The organism is Acinetobacter sp. YH01005 (assembly GCF_013420465.1).
Taxonomy (GTDB): domain Bacteria; phylum Pseudomonadota; class Gammaproteobacteria; order Pseudomonadales; family Moraxellaceae; genus Acinetobacter; species Acinetobacter amyesii.
Genome location: NZ_VOYA01000001.1, coordinates 118,366 through 136,151, shown reverse-complemented (window position 1 = coordinate 136,151; position 17,786 = coordinate 118,366). Strand labels below are relative to the sequence as shown.

16 protein-coding genes are annotated in these 17,786 nt (G+C 41.3%); 3 read left to right on the top strand and 13 right to left on the bottom strand.

What is annotated here, in order from left to right; translation table 11 throughout:
* Positions 1 to 7 precede the first annotated feature (7 nt).
* Entirely contained in the window at positions 8 to 982 is a 975-nt protein-coding gene (locus tag FTT72_RS00775) for a class 1 fructose-bisphosphatase (RefSeq protein WP_078192041.1), read from the bottom strand.
* 184 nt (positions 983 to 1,166) lie between these two features.
* On the opposite strand from FTT72_RS00775, the gene FTT72_RS00770 reads away from it, so the two are divergent.
* Positions 1,167 to 1,364, top strand: a complete 198-nt coding sequence (locus tag FTT72_RS00770) for an NF038105 family protein (RefSeq protein WP_078190373.1) — start codon at positions 1,167 to 1,169, stop codon at positions 1,362 to 1,364.
* Between the two features lie 266 nt (positions 1,365 to 1,630).
* On the opposite strand, the gene pal is transcribed toward FTT72_RS00770, so the two are convergent.
* From pal to FTT72_RS00710, 12 genes are all read right to left on the bottom strand, one after another.
* The gene (gene pal, locus FTT72_RS00765; protein WP_078192040.1) at positions 1,631 to 2,200 is read right to left on the bottom strand and encodes a peptidoglycan-associated lipoprotein Pal; all 570 of its coding nucleotides are present in this window, start codon (positions 2,198 to 2,200) and stop codon (positions 1,631 to 1,633) included.
* A gap of 68 nt (positions 2,201 to 2,268) precedes the next feature.
* The gene (gene tolB / locus FTT72_RS00760) at positions 2,269 to 3,552 is read right to left on the bottom strand and encodes a Tol-Pal system beta propeller repeat protein TolB (RefSeq protein WP_171319182.1); all 1,284 of its coding nucleotides are present in this window, start codon (positions 3,550 to 3,552) and stop codon (positions 2,269 to 2,271) included.
* A gap of 192 nt (positions 3,553 to 3,744) precedes the next feature.
* On the bottom strand, positions 3,745 to 4,263 hold the full coding sequence (locus FTT72_RS00755) for a TonB C-terminal domain-containing protein (RefSeq protein ID WP_257233382.1): 519 nt from the start codon (positions 4,261 to 4,263) through the stop codon (positions 3,745 to 3,747).
* A 48-nt stretch (positions 4,264 to 4,311) separates the two neighbouring features.
* The gene (locus FTT72_RS16205; protein ID WP_373686873.1) at positions 4,312 to 4,692 is read right to left on the bottom strand and encodes a cell envelope integrity protein TolA; all 381 of its coding nucleotides are present in this window, start codon (positions 4,690 to 4,692) and stop codon (positions 4,312 to 4,314) included.
* Between the two features lie 201 nt (positions 4,693 to 4,893).
* Positions 4,894 to 6,288, bottom strand: a complete 1,395-nt coding sequence (gene tolA, locus FTT72_RS00745) for a cell envelope integrity protein TolA (RefSeq protein ID WP_180177698.1) — start codon at positions 6,286 to 6,288, stop codon at positions 4,894 to 4,896.
* A gap of 3 nt (positions 6,289 to 6,291) precedes the next feature.
* Positions 6,292 to 6,741 (bottom strand): protein TolR, encoded by a 450-nt coding sequence (tolR, locus tag FTT72_RS00740; RefSeq protein ID WP_180059241.1) that lies wholly within the window; start codon positions 6,739 to 6,741, stop codon positions 6,292 to 6,294.
* Positions 6,741 to 7,439 (bottom strand): protein TolQ, encoded by a 699-nt coding sequence (tolQ, locus tag FTT72_RS00735; RefSeq protein ID WP_078192037.1) that lies wholly within the window; start codon positions 7,437 to 7,439, stop codon positions 6,741 to 6,743. The genes tolR and tolQ overlap by 1 nt, the downstream gene beginning before the upstream one ends.
* A 27-nt stretch (positions 7,440 to 7,466) precedes the next feature.
* Positions 7,467 to 7,874 carry a tol-pal system-associated acyl-CoA thioesterase gene (gene ybgC / locus FTT72_RS00730; protein ID WP_078190367.1) on the bottom strand — a complete coding sequence of 136 codons (408 nt, stop codon included), beginning with the start codon at positions 7,872 to 7,874 and terminating at the stop codon, positions 7,467 to 7,469.
* A 215-nt stretch (positions 7,875 to 8,089) separates the two neighbouring features.
* Positions 8,090 to 8,737, bottom strand: coding sequence for a hypothetical protein (locus FTT72_RS00725; protein ID WP_180177697.1), 648 nt, complete (start codon positions 8,735 to 8,737; stop codon positions 8,090 to 8,092).
* Positions 8,738 to 8,834: 97 nt separating this feature from the next.
* Positions 8,835 to 9,842 carry a Holliday junction branch migration DNA helicase RuvB gene (gene ruvB / locus FTT72_RS00720; protein WP_168378058.1) on the bottom strand — a complete coding sequence of 336 codons (1,008 nt, stop codon included), beginning with the start codon at positions 9,840 to 9,842 and terminating at the stop codon, positions 8,835 to 8,837.
* A 219-nt stretch (positions 9,843 to 10,061) separates the two neighbouring features.
* Complete coding sequence (ruvA, locus tag FTT72_RS00715) at positions 10,062 to 10,664, bottom strand: Holliday junction branch migration protein RuvA (RefSeq protein WP_168378057.1); 603 nt, start codon at positions 10,662 to 10,664, stop codon at positions 10,062 to 10,064.
* A 110-nt stretch (positions 10,665 to 10,774) separates the two neighbouring features.
* Positions 10,775 to 12,115, bottom strand: coding sequence for a deoxyguanosinetriphosphate triphosphohydrolase (locus FTT72_RS00710; RefSeq protein WP_180007613.1), 1,341 nt, complete (start codon positions 12,113 to 12,115; stop codon positions 10,775 to 10,777).
* Between the two features lie 355 nt (positions 12,116 to 12,470).
* Between FTT72_RS00710 and FTT72_RS00705 the strand changes: the two genes are divergently transcribed.
* Both FTT72_RS00705 and purL read left to right on the top strand, forming a co-directional pair.
* A complete protein-coding gene (locus FTT72_RS00705; RefSeq protein WP_180164264.1) occupies positions 12,471 to 13,361 on the top strand; it encodes a M20/M25/M40 family metallo-hydrolase in 891 nt (296 codons plus the stop codon).
* A 388-nt stretch (positions 13,362 to 13,749) separates the two neighbouring features.
* Positions 13,750 to 17,586: a phosphoribosylformylglycinamidine synthase gene (gene purL, locus FTT72_RS00700; protein WP_180177696.1), complete on the top strand. Its 3,837-nt coding sequence runs from the start codon at positions 13,750 to 13,752 to the stop codon at positions 17,584 to 17,586.
* Positions 17,587 to 17,786: the final 200 nt, after the last annotated feature.

The following is a 17,786-nucleotide window of genomic DNA, read 5'->3' as shown; positions in this document are numbered from 1 at the left end:
TAAGAAATTAATTATGGTATGACGTAACTAGGTCAACTTCGTTTTTAGAACCAATAATCACAGGAACACGTTGATGAAGTTCTGTTGGTTGGATGTCTAGAATGCGGACACGGCCTGTTGTAGAAGCACCGCCAGCTTGTTCCATCAACATACTCATTGGGTTTGCTTCGTACATTAAACGTAGACGGCCTGCTTTTTTCGGATCTTTGAAGTCGTATGGATACATGAAGATACCGCTACGGCAAAGAATACGATGAATATCACCCACCATACATGCGACCCAACGCATATTGAAGTCTTTTTCACGCGGGCCAGTTTTACCTGCAAGAAGTTCGTCGATATAACGTTTTACAGGTTCTTCCCAGTGACGCTGGTTCGATGCATTAATTGCATACTCTTTAGTGTCTGCTGCAACCGCAATCGCATCTTTAGTTAATAAGAATTCTTTGCTTTCTGGATCAAAAGTAAAGAAGACTACGCCAGCACCGACAGTCAGAGCCATCATTGTTGATGGGCCATACAGTACATAACCTGCAGCCGCTTGGTTAACACCCGCTTGCATGAAATCTTCAGCTTGCGTTACGGCATTTTTTGCAGGAAGAATTGAGAAAATTGTGCCAACACACATGTTGATATCGATGTTGCTTGAACCATCTAATGGGTCGAACAAGACAAGATAATCGCCATTTTCTTGAGCTGGTGTGAATTCATCTAATTCTTCAGATGCCAAACCACCGACATGTGGATGAACTTTTAATGCATCGATGAGGTAATCATTTGAAATGACATCAAGTTTCTTTTGTTCTTCACCTTGAACGTTTTCGTGTTGCGCGCTACCCAATACACCAGCCAAAGCACCTTTTTGTAAAAGAAGGTCGATGTCTTTGCATGTATTACCAATTGTTTCAATAACTTGTGCTAATGCAGGAGTAAGATTACCACTTTGTTGTTGTAGAAATTGGGAAAGGGTGAGATTTGACATAACCGGAAAACTCCAAATATTAATTTATCAAAAATGATAAAAATGTGATTGTGCAACATTTTAGATGAGAACGAAGGAAAAGAAAAATTAAACTAGACTATTTGTCGTGATTTTACCCTTGCATGTCCTGAATAACATGCTATGTTGAATCTAATGTATAAATCGAAAGACAGGGAGCACAACAATGACCACACAAAAATTTGATGCGACTCCGACTGCAACTGAGGGATTGAATTTAGACGATATTTCTGCGGATACCGTTAAAGCTGCATGGAGCAGTTACGAAGCAAAAGCAGAGTATAAAAAGTTCAATAAACATGACCTCATTGAGTCGATGCAAACAGAAAAAGAAAATGCTGAACATCCGGAAGCAGAAGCATAATGATTTGGATTGTTAAGCTAATTTTCTAGTTGGTAAAGCTAAGGATCTCGTTTTAAAAGTCGTTCATTTGCATTTTTAATTGGATATTTTTTTAAGTTCTAAAGCCGCTAATCGAATTTATCCTGAGTTAAAGGGCTAAATTGAGTTAAAGCAAAGAACATTGCAATAGAACGGTGCAAATGAAACGATATAAATTAAATGATATAGGTTAAATCAAAAAAGCACTCATTAATGAGTGCTTTTTTTAGCTCAGACTTATTCAAGTCTTATTTAAGTAGTGGAGGAACCGCTTCGTAGTTAATTTCTACACGGCGGTTTTCTTTCCATGCATTTTCATCATGACCCGCATTGATTGGCATTTCTTTACCATAACTAACTGCTTCAAGCTGATTTGGACTTACGCCTGTTGTAATCAGAAAGCTTTCAACAGCTTTGGCACGACGCTCACCAAGCGCCATGTTGTATTCACGAGTACCACGTTCATCGGTATGACCTGTTAAAGCCACGCGTGAGTTTGCATTAGCAACAAGAAACTGTGCATGAGCTTGAAGGGTTTGTAAGTCTTCATTGCTAAGCTCTGTACTGTCGTAGTCAAAGTGTACTACGCGCTTCGCTAAAAATGCTTTATTCGCTTCAGTTACACCTTTCGATGATGCACCCGCAAGGTTTTGTGCATTGAGTGCTGCATCTTCACTTAAACCAGAAGTGTTTACAGTGGTTGAGCTATTTGGGTTTTGTCCTGCTTGCACGTCTGCTGCAGGTTTACGGCTGGCACAACCAGTCATTACTAATGCTGTAGCTAAAACAGGTAATGCAATCAGTTTCATCGCGTTCATATTGATCTCCATGACGGTTATTTATGATGTTTCATTAAAAAGTTATTGTTGAATAAATCATGCAGTGTTTATTTCGGTGCCCAAGCTGGTTCACGAACTTCACCTTGTTCACTTGGTAAGTTCATGCGGAAACGACCATCTAAAGACATGATCGAGAGCAAACCACGGTTTGCTTCACGTGTTGCATACACCACCATTTGACCATTTGGAGAGAAGCTTGGGGATTCATCTAAACTTGTTGGTGTTAAAATATTGGTTACACCAGAACCAATGTCTTGAACCGCAACTTTATAGTTACTACCGCTAGGACGATGCACCAAAGCTAATTTTTTACCATCAGCACTTAAAGTGCCACGGGCATTAAATGCACCACGGAAAGTTAAACGTTTTACACTTTCAGCACTTAAGTTGTAGGTATAAATTTGTGGAGAGCCACCACGGTCAGAGGTAAAAATAAATGATTTACCGTCAGGGGCATAACGTGCTTCTGTATCAATCGCTGTGTCATTGGTCATGCGTTTTAATTGGCGAGTCTGTAAATCCATTTGATAGATTTCAGGATTGCCATGCATTGAAGCGGTAAACAACATAGATTTACCGTCAGGTGAGAAGCTTGGTGCACCATTTAGACCACGGAAACTTGCTACTTTTTCACGGTTACCACTTGCTAAGTCTTGGATGTAAATCGCAGGGCGCTTGGTTTCAAAAGAAACATAAGCTAGCTTTTTCGCATCAGGTGTCCACGCAGGGGACAGGATTGGATCACGTGAAGTCAAAATGGTACGGGGTTGTTCACCATCCGTATCTGCAATTTGTAGGGTATAGCGCTGATCTGGTGTTGCTGCATTACGCAATACATAGGCAATACGGCCGCTGAAGTCACCAGGAATGCCAGTTAAAGCTTGATAGATCGCATCACTGATCATATGCGCTGCTTGACGGTAACGTGAAGCAGGTACAGTGAGTAGTTCATTTAACAGGTATTGTTTTTTTTCAACATCATACAGTTGGTAGTGAATTTCATAAGAGCCATCTGCCGTTGTTTTTGATGTACCTGTCACGACATAGGGTACGCCCGCAGCTTTCCATGCTTCTGCATTAGGTGAATTTATTGTTGCAGTTGCAGGCAAGTTTTTAGAAGCACTGGTAAATTTACCTGAGCGGTTCAAGTCATTTTCAACCACTGGATAAATATTTGAGTCATTACTAAAAGGCACGATCGCAATTTTAGGTGCTTCTTCAGGAGCTTTAGTGATTTCGAGGTGAAGCTGCGCATGCGTTTGAGTCACTAAAACTGGGCTCAAAGCAGTGAATACGGCTAAGCAAAGAAGATGTTTACGCGTCATTTCCATCATTCGCTAACTACTCTAAAAATGTGAGTTATTGTCTGTATTAGGTTGTGTCACATAATGGCATGATTTTGAATTATTAAAAGCACAACATTATGATTAATCTGTTATTCGTCTGTGAATTCGTGTCTAAATGTTTGCCTATTTTGATGATGCTTAATTATAAAAATATAAGGTTCTGCTGAACTGATGTCCTTATTTAGAGTGGAAAGACATATAAATCAACAGAGATTCACGGCGAGCATCTGGATTTTCTGGTAAATCAAAAGGGGCTGAGCTAAGGATGGCTTTTTCAATACTCTTTTTAAATGCACGATTTGGCGCATCAAGAATCACTATCGATTGAATTGAACCAAATGATGTCAGTGTAATTCGAGCATTGGCTTTTTGCCCAGTTGAATCTGCTGGAGCTTGCCAACGGCTCAAGATTAAATGTTTAATTTCGGTTTTGGTCCCAGATGCAAGCTTTTTGGCTTGTGATTTACGAGAAGCCTCAGCGCTTGCTGTTCGTTTAGCTGTCGCAGCAGTTTGTTCACGTTCGCGCTTGTATTGCTCAGACTTTGCCTTTGCGGTAGTCATAGGTACATTCGCGGAACTCACCGCGACCTTTTCAGGTTGAATCTGAGTCGATGCTGGATTGTCAGTAGGGCTGGCTAAGGTTGATGATGAGCCTGCCATTACAGAAAATAGAAACAAAAATTTCAAATGTGCCATAAGTTGTAATTAGTCCAATGATCAATTTAAAAATTTAAATGGGTATCGTTATTTCGCTATAAATTTTGTTATAAAAATGCGCGCTTGTTTACGTGCCTCTGGATCAGATGGCATGGGATAAGGTGCAGCATCGCGAACGGCAGTTTCAATACTGGCTTTCAAATCTGGATCGCTAGAATTGATAATAATAGAATGTACACGTCCATTGTCTGCGAGATTAACACGTACAGATGCCGATTTTCCTGTAGAACCTTTGGGAACTTGCCAAGCACGGCGAATTTTATCTGCAAAATCTTTTTTTGCTGTGAGAGCAATTTTTTTGGCTTCAGCTTTTTTTCTTTGCAGCCTCATCATTTGAATTTTTTGCCATGGCTGTAGGCGGAAATTGTACTTCTTGTAAAGCTTGCTCAGGTTGATTTGTTTTAGCATTATCCTTCAGCAAAGCTTTAAATTGTTCGGATGATATATTTTCAGGCGTTGCCGAAGAGGGGATATAAATTGACCGACTTTGAGCAATTGTTTGGCTGCAAATAAGTAAGAGTGTAGAAAATAAAAAAAGTGGTTTCATCTTTTATGATTCTTTATAGAAGTAAATGAAAAATCCCCACAAGGTTTGCAGGGATTTAAAAATTAACGTGATGACTTGAAGGTGGACGTAAACCTTTGAGCTTCACGTTTTGCATCTGGGTCACTCGGCATTGGATATGGTGCAGCAGCTCGAACAGCAGCCTCAATACTGGCTTTCATATCAGGGTCACTAGAGTTCACAATCACTGACTGAACTGAACCACTTTCCGTAAGGGTAACGCGAGCAGTTGCCGATTTACCAGCAGAGTCAAAAGGTGTATCCCATGCACGGCGGATTTTGTTTTCAAAATCACGTTTAGCAGTTGAGGCAATTTTCTTCGCTTCAGCCTTTTTCTGTGCGGCTTCTTCAGCTGCTTTTTTAGCTGATGAAGCTTTGGCTTCTTCGGCTGCACGTTCGCGTGCTTCGGCATCGGCTTTAGCCTTTGCATCTGCCTTGGCTTTTGCATCGGCATCTGCTTTACGTTTTGCAACTTCTGCATTGGCCTTGGCTTTCGCATCAGCATCTGCTTTACGTTTTGCAGCTTCCGCATTGGCCTTAGCTTTGGCATCAGCATCTGCTTTACGTTTTGCAGCTTCCGCATTGGCTTTAGCTTTTGCATCGGCATCTGCTTTACGTTTTGCAGCTTCTGCATTGGCCTTAGCTTTGGCATCAGCATCTGCTTTACGTTTTGCAGCTTCTGCATTGGCCTTGGCTTTCGCATCAGCATCTGCTTTACGTTTTGCAGCTTCCGCATTGGCTTTAGCTTTCGCGTCTGCATCTGCTTTACGTTTTGCAGCATCCGCATTGGCCTTGGCTTTTGCATCTGCATTGGCTTTTGCCGTTGCTGCAGCTTTGGCTTTATCAGCTTCTGCTTTTCTTAAAGCATCGGCATGGATTTTTTCAGCCTTGGCTTTGGCATCAGCATCAGCTTTACGTTTTGCTGCTTCAGCATTGGCTTTCGCCGTAGCATCTGCTTTTGCCTTAGCTGCATCCGCTTTGGCTTCTTGTTGTGCTTTTAGTTTTGCAGCTTCAGCAGCTTTAGCTTGTTCTTGAGCACGTTTTGCATTGTCCGCAGCTTTTTGTTCAGCAAGCTGCTGTGCTTTTGCCGCAGCGAGTGCCTGTTGAGCAGCAATCTGTGGATCTACCTTAGGTGGTTCTGCTGGCTTAGGTGGTGCAGCCGTTGGAATCTCGGGTGCCGGTTCAACGCTAGGTTCTGCTGTTTGCGTGATTTGTTCAGCTACATTTTCATGCGCGGTTTCATCAAACTCAGTGACTTCACGTGTTACAGGTTTTAAATCTTCCGGTTTTACCAAAACAGTGGTTATTTTTTTAGGGGGCTCAGGTGGTTTACTCATGCCAAGATAAAGTAAGCCAACCACAGCGACGATATGCACACCTAGTGTGAAACCAATCGCAACGGCTTTTTGTTTAAAAGGCGGCTTGTTGAAATCTTTCATAAATTATTTTAATGGCTCAGTCAGTAAACCTACTTGTGTTAAACCTGCATCTTGAAGGGCAGACATGAGTTTCATGACTTCACCATAAGGACGAGATTCACTGCCGTTAATCAGGACACTCATTTGCTTTTTCTGTTCGCTCGCTTCATTTTGCGAGGTCGTTAAAACAGATTTAAGTTCATCGAGTGTGAGTACATCATCTTGATGATTTTTATCTTTGAGAGTGATCGTGCCATCTGCTTTCAGTGTAACAATCGCTCTACTATCTTCCGCTTGCATAGGCGTGCCATTTGCCTGTGGTAAGTCGACTTTGACGCCTGTGGTGATCATAGGTGCAGTGACCATGAAAATCACCAAAAGAACTAACATGACATCAATATAAGGTACGACGTTCATGTCACTTTTTAATGGTTTTTTGATGCGCTCAAAGCGTCCAGAACGTTGAATAGCCATTAGTCATTGTCCTGAGTTGAACCTACAGACTGGCGTTGTAATAACGCAACCATTTCTTCGGCAAAAAGCGCACGATCGTTATAAACGGCTTCACCTTTGGCTGTGAAATGGTTAAATGCAAGTACAGCAGGAATCGCTGCAAAAAGACCAATTGCCGTTGCAATCAATGCCTCTGCAATACCAGGAGCAACCGTAGCAAGGGTGACTTGGTCAACATCTGCCAAACCAATAAAGGCGTTCATAATGCCCCAAACGGTACCAAATAAACCGACATAGGGTGCAACCGAACCAATACTCGCAAGCGCACCTAAACCATTTTCTAAATGTCCTTGGTCGCGACTTAAACCCACACGAAGAATACGTTCTGTACCTTCAATTGATTGTTCTGCACTGGCATTACGCTTTTTAAGTTTGAAAAACTCGCCTAAACCTTGATAGAAAACATCTTCAAGGCCAACACGTTTCGAGTTGAGTTGAGCATTGTTGTATAAAGTGTTGAGTTCGGCGCCAGACCAAAAGATTTTTTGGAAATGTTCATCATCAGCCTGCGCTTTTTTATAACTCATGTGTAACTTGGCAATCAGATACCAACTGAATAACGAAGCTAAGAGCAGCAGGAGCATTACCAGTTGTACGACAGGACTTGCTTGTAAGATGAGGTCTGAAACTTTGAGTGTTGATTCTAGTTGAGTTGCCATAGTTACTACATGTGCCAAATAATTTTTTTAATCTTGTTCCAATTCTTTCAGAATCAGTTCACGTATTTCATCAGGAAGGCGACGGGGTTTCATCTCTGCACTGATACATGCCAATTCTACCTCACCTGATGCCAGCATAATATCACCACGATAAATATTTTGTTGCAACACAAATGACGTAGCCTTACACGAAACTACACTTGCTGTAACAGTAATCAGGTCATCCATTAATATAGGGCGTGAATATTTCACATTTATTTTATGAACGACAAAGTTATAATCTTTTTGATGCCAATAATGGTCTACACCTGAAGCGCGTAGCCATTCTGTGCGGGTACGTTCCATAAAGCGAATATGATTTGCGTGGTAAACAATGCCACCTGCATCTGTATCTTCAATATATACACGAATGTTGAATTCGAATTTATTCGCCATGAGAGTGTTCCGTCTTTATAAAATCTGAAAAATATTGGTCTGCACTTCAGCAAAGAATTAGAGCATTTAAAAATGGCGATAATTCAATGATTCGTCAAGTGCTTCAATGACGGGCAGTTTAGCACCGTGAGTCATCAGTCCAATGGCACAAGGTTTCAACTCACGTAAATCTTTAACTTTCGTAGTTGTAATTATTGGTTAAAAAGTGGCTGCTTTTAATTTGTTTTTTCATCTAATTTAAATTTTGCATCGACAAAATCCTGTAGATGAGCTGCTAAATATCCCGCAATATGAAAGTGAGTTTCTTCCATTTTCTTTTTCTGTTGCTTTGGGAATAATGCCTTTAAAGATTCATACATATACGTTAAGCAGCAAAAGCCAAGGCCAATAACTACCATGAGTAAAAGTTTATTAGGTAGATCTATCCAGAAAAACACATAAACGAGTATGACTAAAGCAAAGAATGAGAAGCTGAAATACAACGTATTAATTTTTGCTGGCTTAAAGTTTTCCTTGACCAAAGCTTGTACGTCGTCGTGATAGTACGTCCCAATAAAAATGAGGGCAGAAGTATAGTTGAAGCTCAGGTTTTTTATACGATATGCAGAAGGCGATTGCTTAATAGTTAAGATGTTATCTTCATCTACTTCTATAGTTTCTTTGCTAAGAATGTTTTCACATTCGACAGTGATAAAATAATTGTATTCGGTGTGGAATAAGCTTTCAAAATCACTCATTTGTTTTGGGCTAAATGAACTGATGGGTTGTTCTCTGGGAATGTGTTCAATGGCACTGTCTAATGGTAGATTTTGAATGTAGTCGCTATTAATTTTGTTAATTATTCTATTCTCAAGATTTATCATTTTAGTCTATTGTTTGTAGTGGCTTGAATTTATTTTAAAATTTAAATAAACATGCAGGGAGCATTTAACTCCCTGAAGTCGTTCAGTGAATTATCGTTTACTTATCTTTCGGCTCTGGTGGTGTCATCCCAAACTGTAAATACGCCATATTGGTGGCAATACGTCCACGTGCAGTACGCATGACATAGCCTTGCTGAATGAGGTAAGGCTCGATAACATCTTCTAGCGTACCTGAGTCTTCTGCCATAGCTGCAGCTAAAGCTTCTACACCTGCAGGGCCACCATCAAAACGCTCTAGTAGCATTGATAAATAACGACGGTCTAGCGTGTCTAAACCATCTTTATCGACATTCAGCATGTCCAAAGCACGTTGAGCCATCTCTTGGGTTACTTCACCCGTACCTTTAACTTGCGCATAATCACGGACTCGGCGTAATAAACGGTTTGCAATACGAGGTGTCCCACGAGCACGGCGTGCAACTTCCTGTGCGCCTTCGGCAGTCATGGGTACATCCATCAAGTTTGCAGATCGAGTCACAATATGCGTTAAGTCTTTGACAGAATAAAACTCTAAGCGTTGTACGATACCAAAACGGTCACGTAAAGGAGAGGTCAGTAGGCCTGCACGAGTCGTCGCTGCAACAAGAGTGAAGGGTGGTAAATCCAGTTTGATCGAACGGGCAGCAGGGCCTTCACCAATCATGATGTCGAGTTGGTAATCCTCCATCGCTGGATAGAGAATTTCCTCGATGACCGGTGAAAGACGATGGATCTCATCAATAAATAAAACATCACCTTCTTCGAGGTTGGTTAGCATCGCAGCCAAATCGCCTGCACGCTCAAGGACTGGGCCTGATGTCGATTTTAAGTTGCCGCCCATTTCACGCGCAATAATATTGGCTAGTGTGGTTTTTCCTAAACCCGGTGGGCCAAAAATTAAGGTGTGATCGAGTGCTTCTTCACGGCCACGCGCAGCACCGATAAAGATTTCCATTTGTTCACGGACGACAGGTTGCCCGATGTAGTCATCAAGGGAAGTTGGGCGAATGGCGCGGTCGAAGTGGTCTTCGGGTTTTTCTGAACCACTGATAAGACGGTCTTGCATATAATTAAATCAATCTCTGGCTGAACTTTCGAGGCACAGCCTCAAGTTGTGATTTGTGTTAAGGTGCCATTGTGTAGGCATTGCTTTACTTTTGAAAGATCAAAAGTAACAAAAATCTTGTGTTGGATTGAGGATATATCCTTATATCCCAATCCAACATGGCGACATCCATGTCGCCTTCGTGTATCCAATTTAGGTGTATTGGTATGTCTATTTGAATTATTTATTCATCGACTTAAGTGCTGCACGGATAATGTCGCTGGCTTCAGTAAAGTCACCTTTGGCAGCATTCACTAATTTTTGTGCTTCAATTGGTTTGTAACCTAATGATTGCAATGCCGCCTCAGCTTCGGCAACTGCAGAGTTGCCTGTAAATTGAATTTGTTCAACAGTTGAATTGGTTGGTGCAGTGCCTGAAGCCATGGCTTTAAAGCGATCACGAAGCTCAATCATGAGGCGTTCAGCGGTCTTTTTACCCACACCCGGAACTTTGACTAAAGTGTTTACATCTTCATGTTCAACCGTGTGAATCAGCATTTCAACACTTAATGTTGATAAAATGCCCAGTGCCATTTTAGGGCCTACGCCGTTAACTTTTAACAGTGTGCGGAAGATCAGTTTTTCTTGAGCATTGCTAAATCCATACAGCAGTTGTGCATCTTCACGTACAGCCAGATGTGTCCACAAGGTAATTTTTTGACCTTTCTGTAGTTGGCAAAATGTTGAAAGTGGGGTGTCAATTTCATAGCCCACACCATTTACATTGAGTAATACCGTTGGTGCTTCCAATGCCAGCACTTCGCCAATTAAACATCCGATCATGTCATTTATTCACTTTATTTCAGTTTAGTCTGAGCTATTTGCTCAATTTCAATTTGTTGCGAGATTAGCGTGAAGGCCAGCGAATTACTAGCCTTCACATTTTTTCAGCTTTAAAAGAAACCAACTTTATTGCCTTGAAGTTCCTGTGCAAGGTTATAAGCCTGATGGTCTGAAAATTTAGAGATAATATCCAATACTTGCATGATGTTTTCATAATGCAACGGCCCAAAATGTGCCCCCGAACGGTGGAGAATGGACATCAGTCGCTGTTCTTTAAAACTCAAGGTTTTATTTGGCGTAGTTAGAGGAATAAATGCATCTAAAATATTTTGTAGACTTTGATGCGCAATAATCTCTAAGCCGGCTTTTTGTGGATGTTCAAAAATTTTATCGCGAGCTAATTCTTTTGCTCGGTTAATTCCACGCTCAATATCTTCACTGCAATATTGCAATAAACTGCCTTTGAGTTGACCTGACAAAATATCATGATGATGACGGGCAAAGGCAGTCGTGACTTCTTCGACTAGACGTTTCATCACACGACCTCGTAATGCGGCAATTTTTTGTTGCCAAGTGGTATCAGTCATAGCCAATTCGGCAGGTATGCCATAGTCACCGACCAAATCAAGGAAAATGGGCTCAACTTCGTTATAGTTCAACATGTTGAGGATAATGCCATCTTCAAGGTCAATTAAGGCATAACAAATGTCATCTGCGGCTTCAAGCAAATAGGTCAACGGATGGCGACAGTAGTGATATTCGCCCAGTTGAATTAAACCCAATTGTTCTGCAATTTGCTGCAAGATTTCTTTTTCTGCTTGATAACAACCAAACTTTGCTCGTTGGCTTGCAGGTTTATTGCCTTGCGATGCAATAGTTTTGGATAGCCACGGGTATTTTAAATATGCACCTAAAGTTGCATAGGTTAAACGCATACCACCATCATTCGGGTGATAGTCAATTTTAGTCAGTAAACGTAAGCCTTGTGCATTACCTTCAAACTGACGCACATCGGCTTCTTCTTCAGGGCTTAAGTCCTGTAAAAAGTTGGTATGCGATGCGTCATCAAACCATTCTCGAATGGCATATTCGCCTGCATGGCCAAAAGGTGGATTACCAATATCGTGTGCCAAGCACGCAGCTTGAATAATTGCACCGACATCGGCAGGTGAAATCCACATCGGGAGTTCATCTTTAATTTTTTCAGCCGCCAGCATCCCCAATGAACGTCCAATACAAGACACTTCTAAAGAGTGCGTCAGGCGAGTATGAATGCCATCGTGTTGGGTTAATGGATGGACTTGGGTCTTGCGATTAAGCTGTCGAAAACTCTGCGAAAATATAATGCGGTCATAGTCTTTATGAAAAGGGCTACGTGCCTGTTCAGAACTGTGTTTATTGCTACCAATACGAACTGTAGAAAGAAGTTCAAGCCAACGCATTTGAGTCATTTATCATTATTCATTTATTACTTGAATTGAATAATGCCAAACTTAGTTGAAAATCACTAGTCTGGGGCGACACAACTTGTCTTAAAAGATGTATGAGTGATTTGCCTTAATGAAATGCAAAACAAAACAGAAATTTAAAAATGGGCTGTTAGTATAGATGGGCAAATTTTACCTTTTATCCCATTTTTTAATTTTCAATGAGAATAATTTAAATGTATAGAAAGCAATTTCTTCCTACTTTGACTGCACTAAGTTTGGGCGTGACATTTTTTTGTCAGGTTGTACAAGTTTCAATACAGAAAAAAATATAACGAAAGTGCAGCCAAACCAAAATGTTGCTGCATCAGAAAATAGCATGATGCATCATTTAGAAACATTTGAAGAAATTGCGGAACAAAATGGTGGCAATCGTGCAGTAGGTACAGCAGGTGGATTGGCTTCTGCACAATATATTCTTGAACAAGCCAAGAAAGCAGGCTTGCACGCGCAAATGTTGCCATTTGAAAATCGAGAAAAGACCGTTGGGCAAAATATTGTGATTGAGATTGAAGGGCAATTCAAAGATACCGCTGTGATTGTCGGCGCGCACTATGATTCGGTGAAAATGGGGCCTGGGATTAATGATAATGCTTCAGGCGTTGCAGTATTGTTAGCATTATTACAAGACTATGCGAAGCAAAAGGTAAAACCTAAACACACACTATATCTTGCCTTTTGGGATTCGGAAGAGGTTGGTATTGCAGGTTCACAAGCTTTTGTGAAATCACTCAGTGAGAAACAGCTTCAAGGCATTCAAGCCTATATCAATGTTGATATGGTGGGAACAAAGAATCCGAATATCATGATTGCCGATGGTGACCATTCATCAATTGCAGAAATGGCGGCACAGTTTAAAGCCAATGGACTTATACAAAGTGATTATCAGCCAATCTTAGACAGCATGAGTCAATTACCTAAGCACCCGCAGGATGCTGCATTAGAACAAAGTATGCGTCAATATTTTAAAACCAATAATATGCAGATTAAAGATGATGTAACGACTTTAACAGCAAGCGATACTTTGCCATTTTTAGGGAAAGTTCCCGTTACTTCACTAATTTTATTTAATGAGCAAATGAAAGGTGATGAACTCGAATTTGCACCGTGCTATCACAAGGCTTGCGATACGATTGATGGTGTAGATGTAAACTCACTGAACTTAGCCCTCAATGTAATTCAACATCTATTGTCAGATTTGAATAAATAAAATGTTTCAATTTCAAATGTGAAATGATTTTAGTCTTTTATGAATTTCAGGTTTAAATCTCACACATTTAGACCTGAAAATCATTTTCAAATATGGTTTTAAAGCTTGATTAAAAAGTGAGTTGTTGTTGAAAAATAAAACATTTTTATAGTTTGAATATTATTCTTAGGATGAAATGAAAAAATCAGATAATTTTGTGTTAATCTGTGCGACTAAATTCAATTTTATTATTTAAAAATAAAAGCATTATTGCCTAAACTTCCCGATATAAGCACTACAATTTCACTTTCACATCTAGCTGATTTAACTAATACACAGTAGAATATGCGCTCTCTCAAGTCACATTGTGGCATGGTCTTTTCGATCATCCCGTGGAGCCAAAATCAGCATGTTTATCGTTGCCGGTGCACCTGCACATTCTTCATTTAAGAAAACTCAACTATTATCACGTTTAACGTCAATTAGTTCTGTTCAATCAATTGAAAGTCAATGGGTTTACCTTTTTGACCAAGCGCTCAACGAGCAACAACAGCAATCCGCTTTACAGCTTCTCAACGATGGTCAATCTTTTGAATTGCACCAAGCAGCAAGTGACGAAGTCCAAATTTTAGTGACGCCACGTGTTGGAACCATCTCTCCATGGTCGTCTAAGGCAACAGACATTTTTGCCAACTGTAATACACCGGTTCATCGCCTTGAACGCGGTGTTTTGTTTACTTTGAAGGGTGTAAATGCTGTTTCTGATGAAGTAAAACTAGCATTACATGATCGCATGACTGAAAGCGTTTTCAATGCTATTGAAGATGCTGCGGCACTTTTCTCTGAAACTGAACCAAAGCCTTTAAACTCAATTGATATTTTGGGTCAAGGTAAAGAAGCTTTAGTGAAAGCAAACTCTGAGTTTGGTTTTGCACTATCTGACGAAGAAATTGATTATTTAGTTGCAGCATTTAACAAGCTTGGCCGTAACCCGCATGACATCGAGTTGATGATGTTTGCTCAAGCAAACTCTGAACACTGCCGTCATAAAATCTTTGGTTCTGAATGGACAATTGATGGTGAAGTTCAGCCATTGTCATTGTTCCAAATGATTAAAAATACCTATAAAGAATCACCTACAGATGTATTGTCGGCATATAAAGACAACGCATCAGTGATCGTGGGCTTTGACACTCAACGTTTCTATCCGAAAAAAGACGAAGAAACAGGTCAGCATGTTTACAAATATAAGAGCCAAGCTGCTCACATCTTAATGAAGGTGGAAACGCATAACCATCCGACAGCAATTGCTCCATTTGCTGGTGCAGCAACAGGTTCGGGCGGTGAAATCCGTGACGAAGGCGCAACAGGTCGTGGTGGTAAGCCAAAAGCAGGTTTAACAGGTTTCACTGTTTCTAACTTGAACATTCCGGGTTTTGAACAGCCATGGGAAGAAAACTACGGCAAACCATCTCGTATGGCATCTCCACTTCAAATTATGATTGAAGGCCCATTGGGTGGTGCAGCGTTTAACAATGAATTTGGTCGTCCTGCGTTAAATGGTTACTTCCGTACATTTGAACAAAATGTCAATGGTGATGTAAAAGGCTTCCATAAGCCAATTATGATTGCCGGTGGTTACGGTAACATCCGTCCTGACCATGTAGAAAAAGATGCGATTCAACCAGGCGATTTACTGATCGTACTAGGTGGTCCTGCAATGCTGATTGGTTTAGGCGGCGGTGCAGCGTCTTCTGTAGACAGCGGTAAGTTGGGTGAAAACCTAGACTTCGCATCTGTACAGCGTGAAAACCCAGAAATGGAACGCCGTTGCCAAGAAGTGATTGATGCTTGCTGGCGCATGGAAGATCATAACCCAATCGTGTCTGTACATGACGTAGGCGCGGGCGGTATCTCAAATGCCATGCCTGAACTTGTGAACGATCACGAGTTAGGTGCGGTACTTGATCTGCGTAAAATTCCATCGCTTGAAAAAGGCATGTCTCCGATGGAGATCTGGTCGAATGAAGCGCAAGAACGTTATGTTTTGGCGATCCGTCCAAGCTCATTAGAATTATTTGAATCACTGTGTGCACGTGAACGCTGTCCATTCGCCGTACTTGGTGAAGCAACTGAAGCGCGTCAATTGACAGTGAACGATCCACTGTTTGAAAACAAAGCTGTGGATATGCCAATGCAAGTGATGCTTGGCGGTACACCACGCATGAGCCGTTCATACGAAACCATTGAACGTAAAGGCGATGACTTCACTGCTGAAACAGTAACAGATTTGAAAGATGCGATTTACCGCGTTCTTAAGAATCCAACTGTTGCATCTAAATCGTTCTTGATCACGATTGGTGACCGTTCGATTACAGGTATGGTTGCACGTGATCAGTTCGTCGGTAAGTGGCAAGTGCCTGTAGCGGATGCTGCAGTAACAACGACTAGCCTTGTTGGTTATACAGGTGAAGCGATGGCAATGGGTGAGCGTCCACCAGTTGCGTTGTTGAATCCTGCTGCTTCTGCACGTTTATCTGTAGCAGAATCAATTTCAAACATCATGTCTGCAAAAATCGACCAGATCAGCGACATTAAATTGTCTGCAAACTGGATGGCTGCTGCAGGTCAACAAGGTGAAGACCAAGCGCTATTCGAAGGTGTTAAAGCCATCGGTATGGAAATGTGTCCTGCTTTAGGTATCGCAATTCCTGTAGGTAAAGACTCATTGTCTATGCGTACAACTTGGAATGATGACGGTGTTGATAAATCTGTAACATCTCCTATGACAGGCGTGATCACAGCATTTGCACCTGTGACGGATGTTCGCAAAACATTGACACCTGAACTTAAAAATATCGAGTCTGTACTTGTACGTATTGATTTGTCTAAAGGTCAATTCCGCCTTGGCGGTTCGATCCTTGCTCAGGTTTATAAAGCAATTGGTTCTGTAACACCTGATGTAGACAGTTTTGATGACTTCAAAGCATTCTTTGCGTTGGTTCAAGATTGGAACAACCGTGGTCTAATCAAGGCTTACCATGACATCGGTGATGGCGGTCTATTGGCAACTGTTGCAGAAATGATGTTTGCTTCACGCCTAGGTGCAGCACTTGAAGATCAATCTGTTGAATCTCTATTTGCAGAAGAAATTGGTGCAGTGCTTCAAATCAGCAAAGCGGATTGGGCTGCATTAGAAGCTGAAGTTGCAGCGTCTTCATTGCGCGATGCAATTGCAGTGGTAGGTACTGTAAACGATACAGATACTTTAACTGTAAATGGTTTGAGCTTAGACCGTGCTGAATTACAGCAAGCATGGACTGAAGTGTCACATCAAATCCAACGTCTGCGTGACAACGTAGAAACTGCGGATCAAGAATATGCGTTAATCGCGGACAAATCACATGCAGGTTTAATTGCAAAACCAACATTTGATTTGAACGAGCCAATCGAAGCACCGTACATCAATGAACGCCGTCCAAACATGGTGATTCTGCGTGAACAAGGTGTAAACGGTCATGTAGAAATGGCTGCTGCATTCGATAAAGTCGGCTTCAACACTGTAGATGTACACATGAGCGACTTGCTTGCTGGCCGTATCAGTCTTGATGACTTTGAAGGTTTAGTCGCGTGTGGCGGTTTCTCTTACGGTGACGTATTGGGCGCAGGCGGCGGTTGGGCTAAATCTGTATTGTTCAATCCTAAACTTCGTGACCAATTTGAGAAATTCTTCAACCGTGATGAAACTTTCTCTCTAGGTATTTGTAACGGCTGTCAAATGTTGTCTCAGCTTGCACCATTAATTCCAGGTGCAGACGCTTGGCCTCGTTTCCACCGCAATACTTCAGAGATGTTTGAAGCTCGTGCTGTAAACGTACGCGTTGAAAAATCAAATTCTGTATTGTTAGAAGGTATGGAAGGTTCGATTCTTCCTATCGCTGTAGCACATGGTGAAGGTCGTGTGGTTGCTAGCGCGGAAAACATTGCTGCACTCAATGCAGGCGATCAAGTAATCTTGCGTTATGTAGATAGCCAAGGCAACCCAACGCAGCATTACCCAATGAACCCAAATGGTTCGCCAGAAGCGATTTCAGGTGTAACGTCTAAAGATGGTCGTGCAACGATTATGATGCCGCACCCTGAACGTAACTTCCGTGCGATTCAGCATTCTTGGAAACCAGAAGATTGGGATCAAGACGGTGCTTGGTTACGTATGTTCCGTAATGCACGTAAATTTATTGGTTAATCTTAGATAGATGAATCATAGAAAAGAGCCGCCTTCGGGTGGCTTTTTTATGGTTAAAATTTACCAAAAGATATATTAATTATTGTGAATGCTTGTTTTTACACATATAATCGCTTTCGATTTTTAACCACCTACGGGTGGTTTTTTGTTGGTTTTTAAATTTTATTTCTCCCGCTGAACTTGGTTTAGATTTTGCTTTT

Coding starts and splice junctions, on each gene's coding strand:
- tolQ (WP_078192037.1), bottom strand. CDS start 7,439: ATGGCAACTCAACTAGAATCAACACTCAAAGTTTCAGACCTCATCTTA.
- FTT72_RS00725 (WP_180177697.1), bottom strand. CDS start 8,737: ATGATAAATCTTGAGAATAGAATAATTAACAAAATTAATAGCGACTAC.
- ruvA (WP_168378057.1), bottom strand. CDS start 10,664: ATGATCGGATGTTTAATTGGCGAAGTGCTGGCATTGGAAGCACCAACG.
- tolA (WP_180177698.1), bottom strand. CDS start 6,288: ATGAAAGATTTCAACAAGCCGCCTTTTAAACAAAAAGCCGTTGCGATT.
- FTT72_RS00770 (WP_078190373.1), top strand. CDS start 1,167: ATGACCACACAAAAATTTGATGCGACTCCGACTGCAACTGAGGGATTG.
- tolB (WP_171319182.1), bottom strand. CDS start 3,552: ATGGAAATGACGCGTAAACATCTTCTTTGCTTAGCCGTATTCACTGCT.
- purL (WP_180177696.1), top strand. CDS start 13,750: ATGTTTATCGTTGCCGGTGCACCTGCACATTCTTCATTTAAGAAAACT.
- pal (WP_078192040.1), bottom strand. CDS start 2,200: ATGAACGCGATGAAACTGATTGCATTACCTGTTTTAGCTACAGCATTA.
- tolR (WP_180059241.1), bottom strand. CDS start 6,741: ATGGCTATTCAACGTTCTGGACGCTTTGAGCGCATCAAAAAACCATTA.
- FTT72_RS00705 (WP_180164264.1), top strand. CDS start 12,471: ATGATGCATCATTTAGAAACATTTGAAGAAATTGCGGAACAAAATGGT.
- ruvB (WP_168378058.1), bottom strand. CDS start 9,842: ATGCAAGACCGTCTTATCAGTGGTTCAGAAAAACCCGAAGACCACTTC.
- FTT72_RS00755 (WP_257233382.1), bottom strand. CDS start 4,263: ATGGCACATTTGAAATTTTTGTTTCTATTTTCTGTAATGGCAGGCTCA.
- FTT72_RS00775 (WP_078192041.1), bottom strand. CDS start 982: ATGTCAAATCTCACCCTTTCCCAATTTCTACAACAACAAAGTGGTAAT.
- ybgC (WP_078190367.1), bottom strand. CDS start 7,874: ATGGCGAATAAATTCGAATTCAACATTCGTGTATATATTGAAGATACA.
- FTT72_RS00710 (WP_180007613.1), bottom strand. CDS start 12,115: ATGACTCAAATGCGTTGGCTTGAACTTCTTTCTACAGTTCGTATTGGT.
- FTT72_RS16205 (WP_373686873.1), bottom strand. CDS start 4,692: ATGCTAAAACAAATCAACCTGAGCAAGCTTTACAAGAAGTACAATTTC.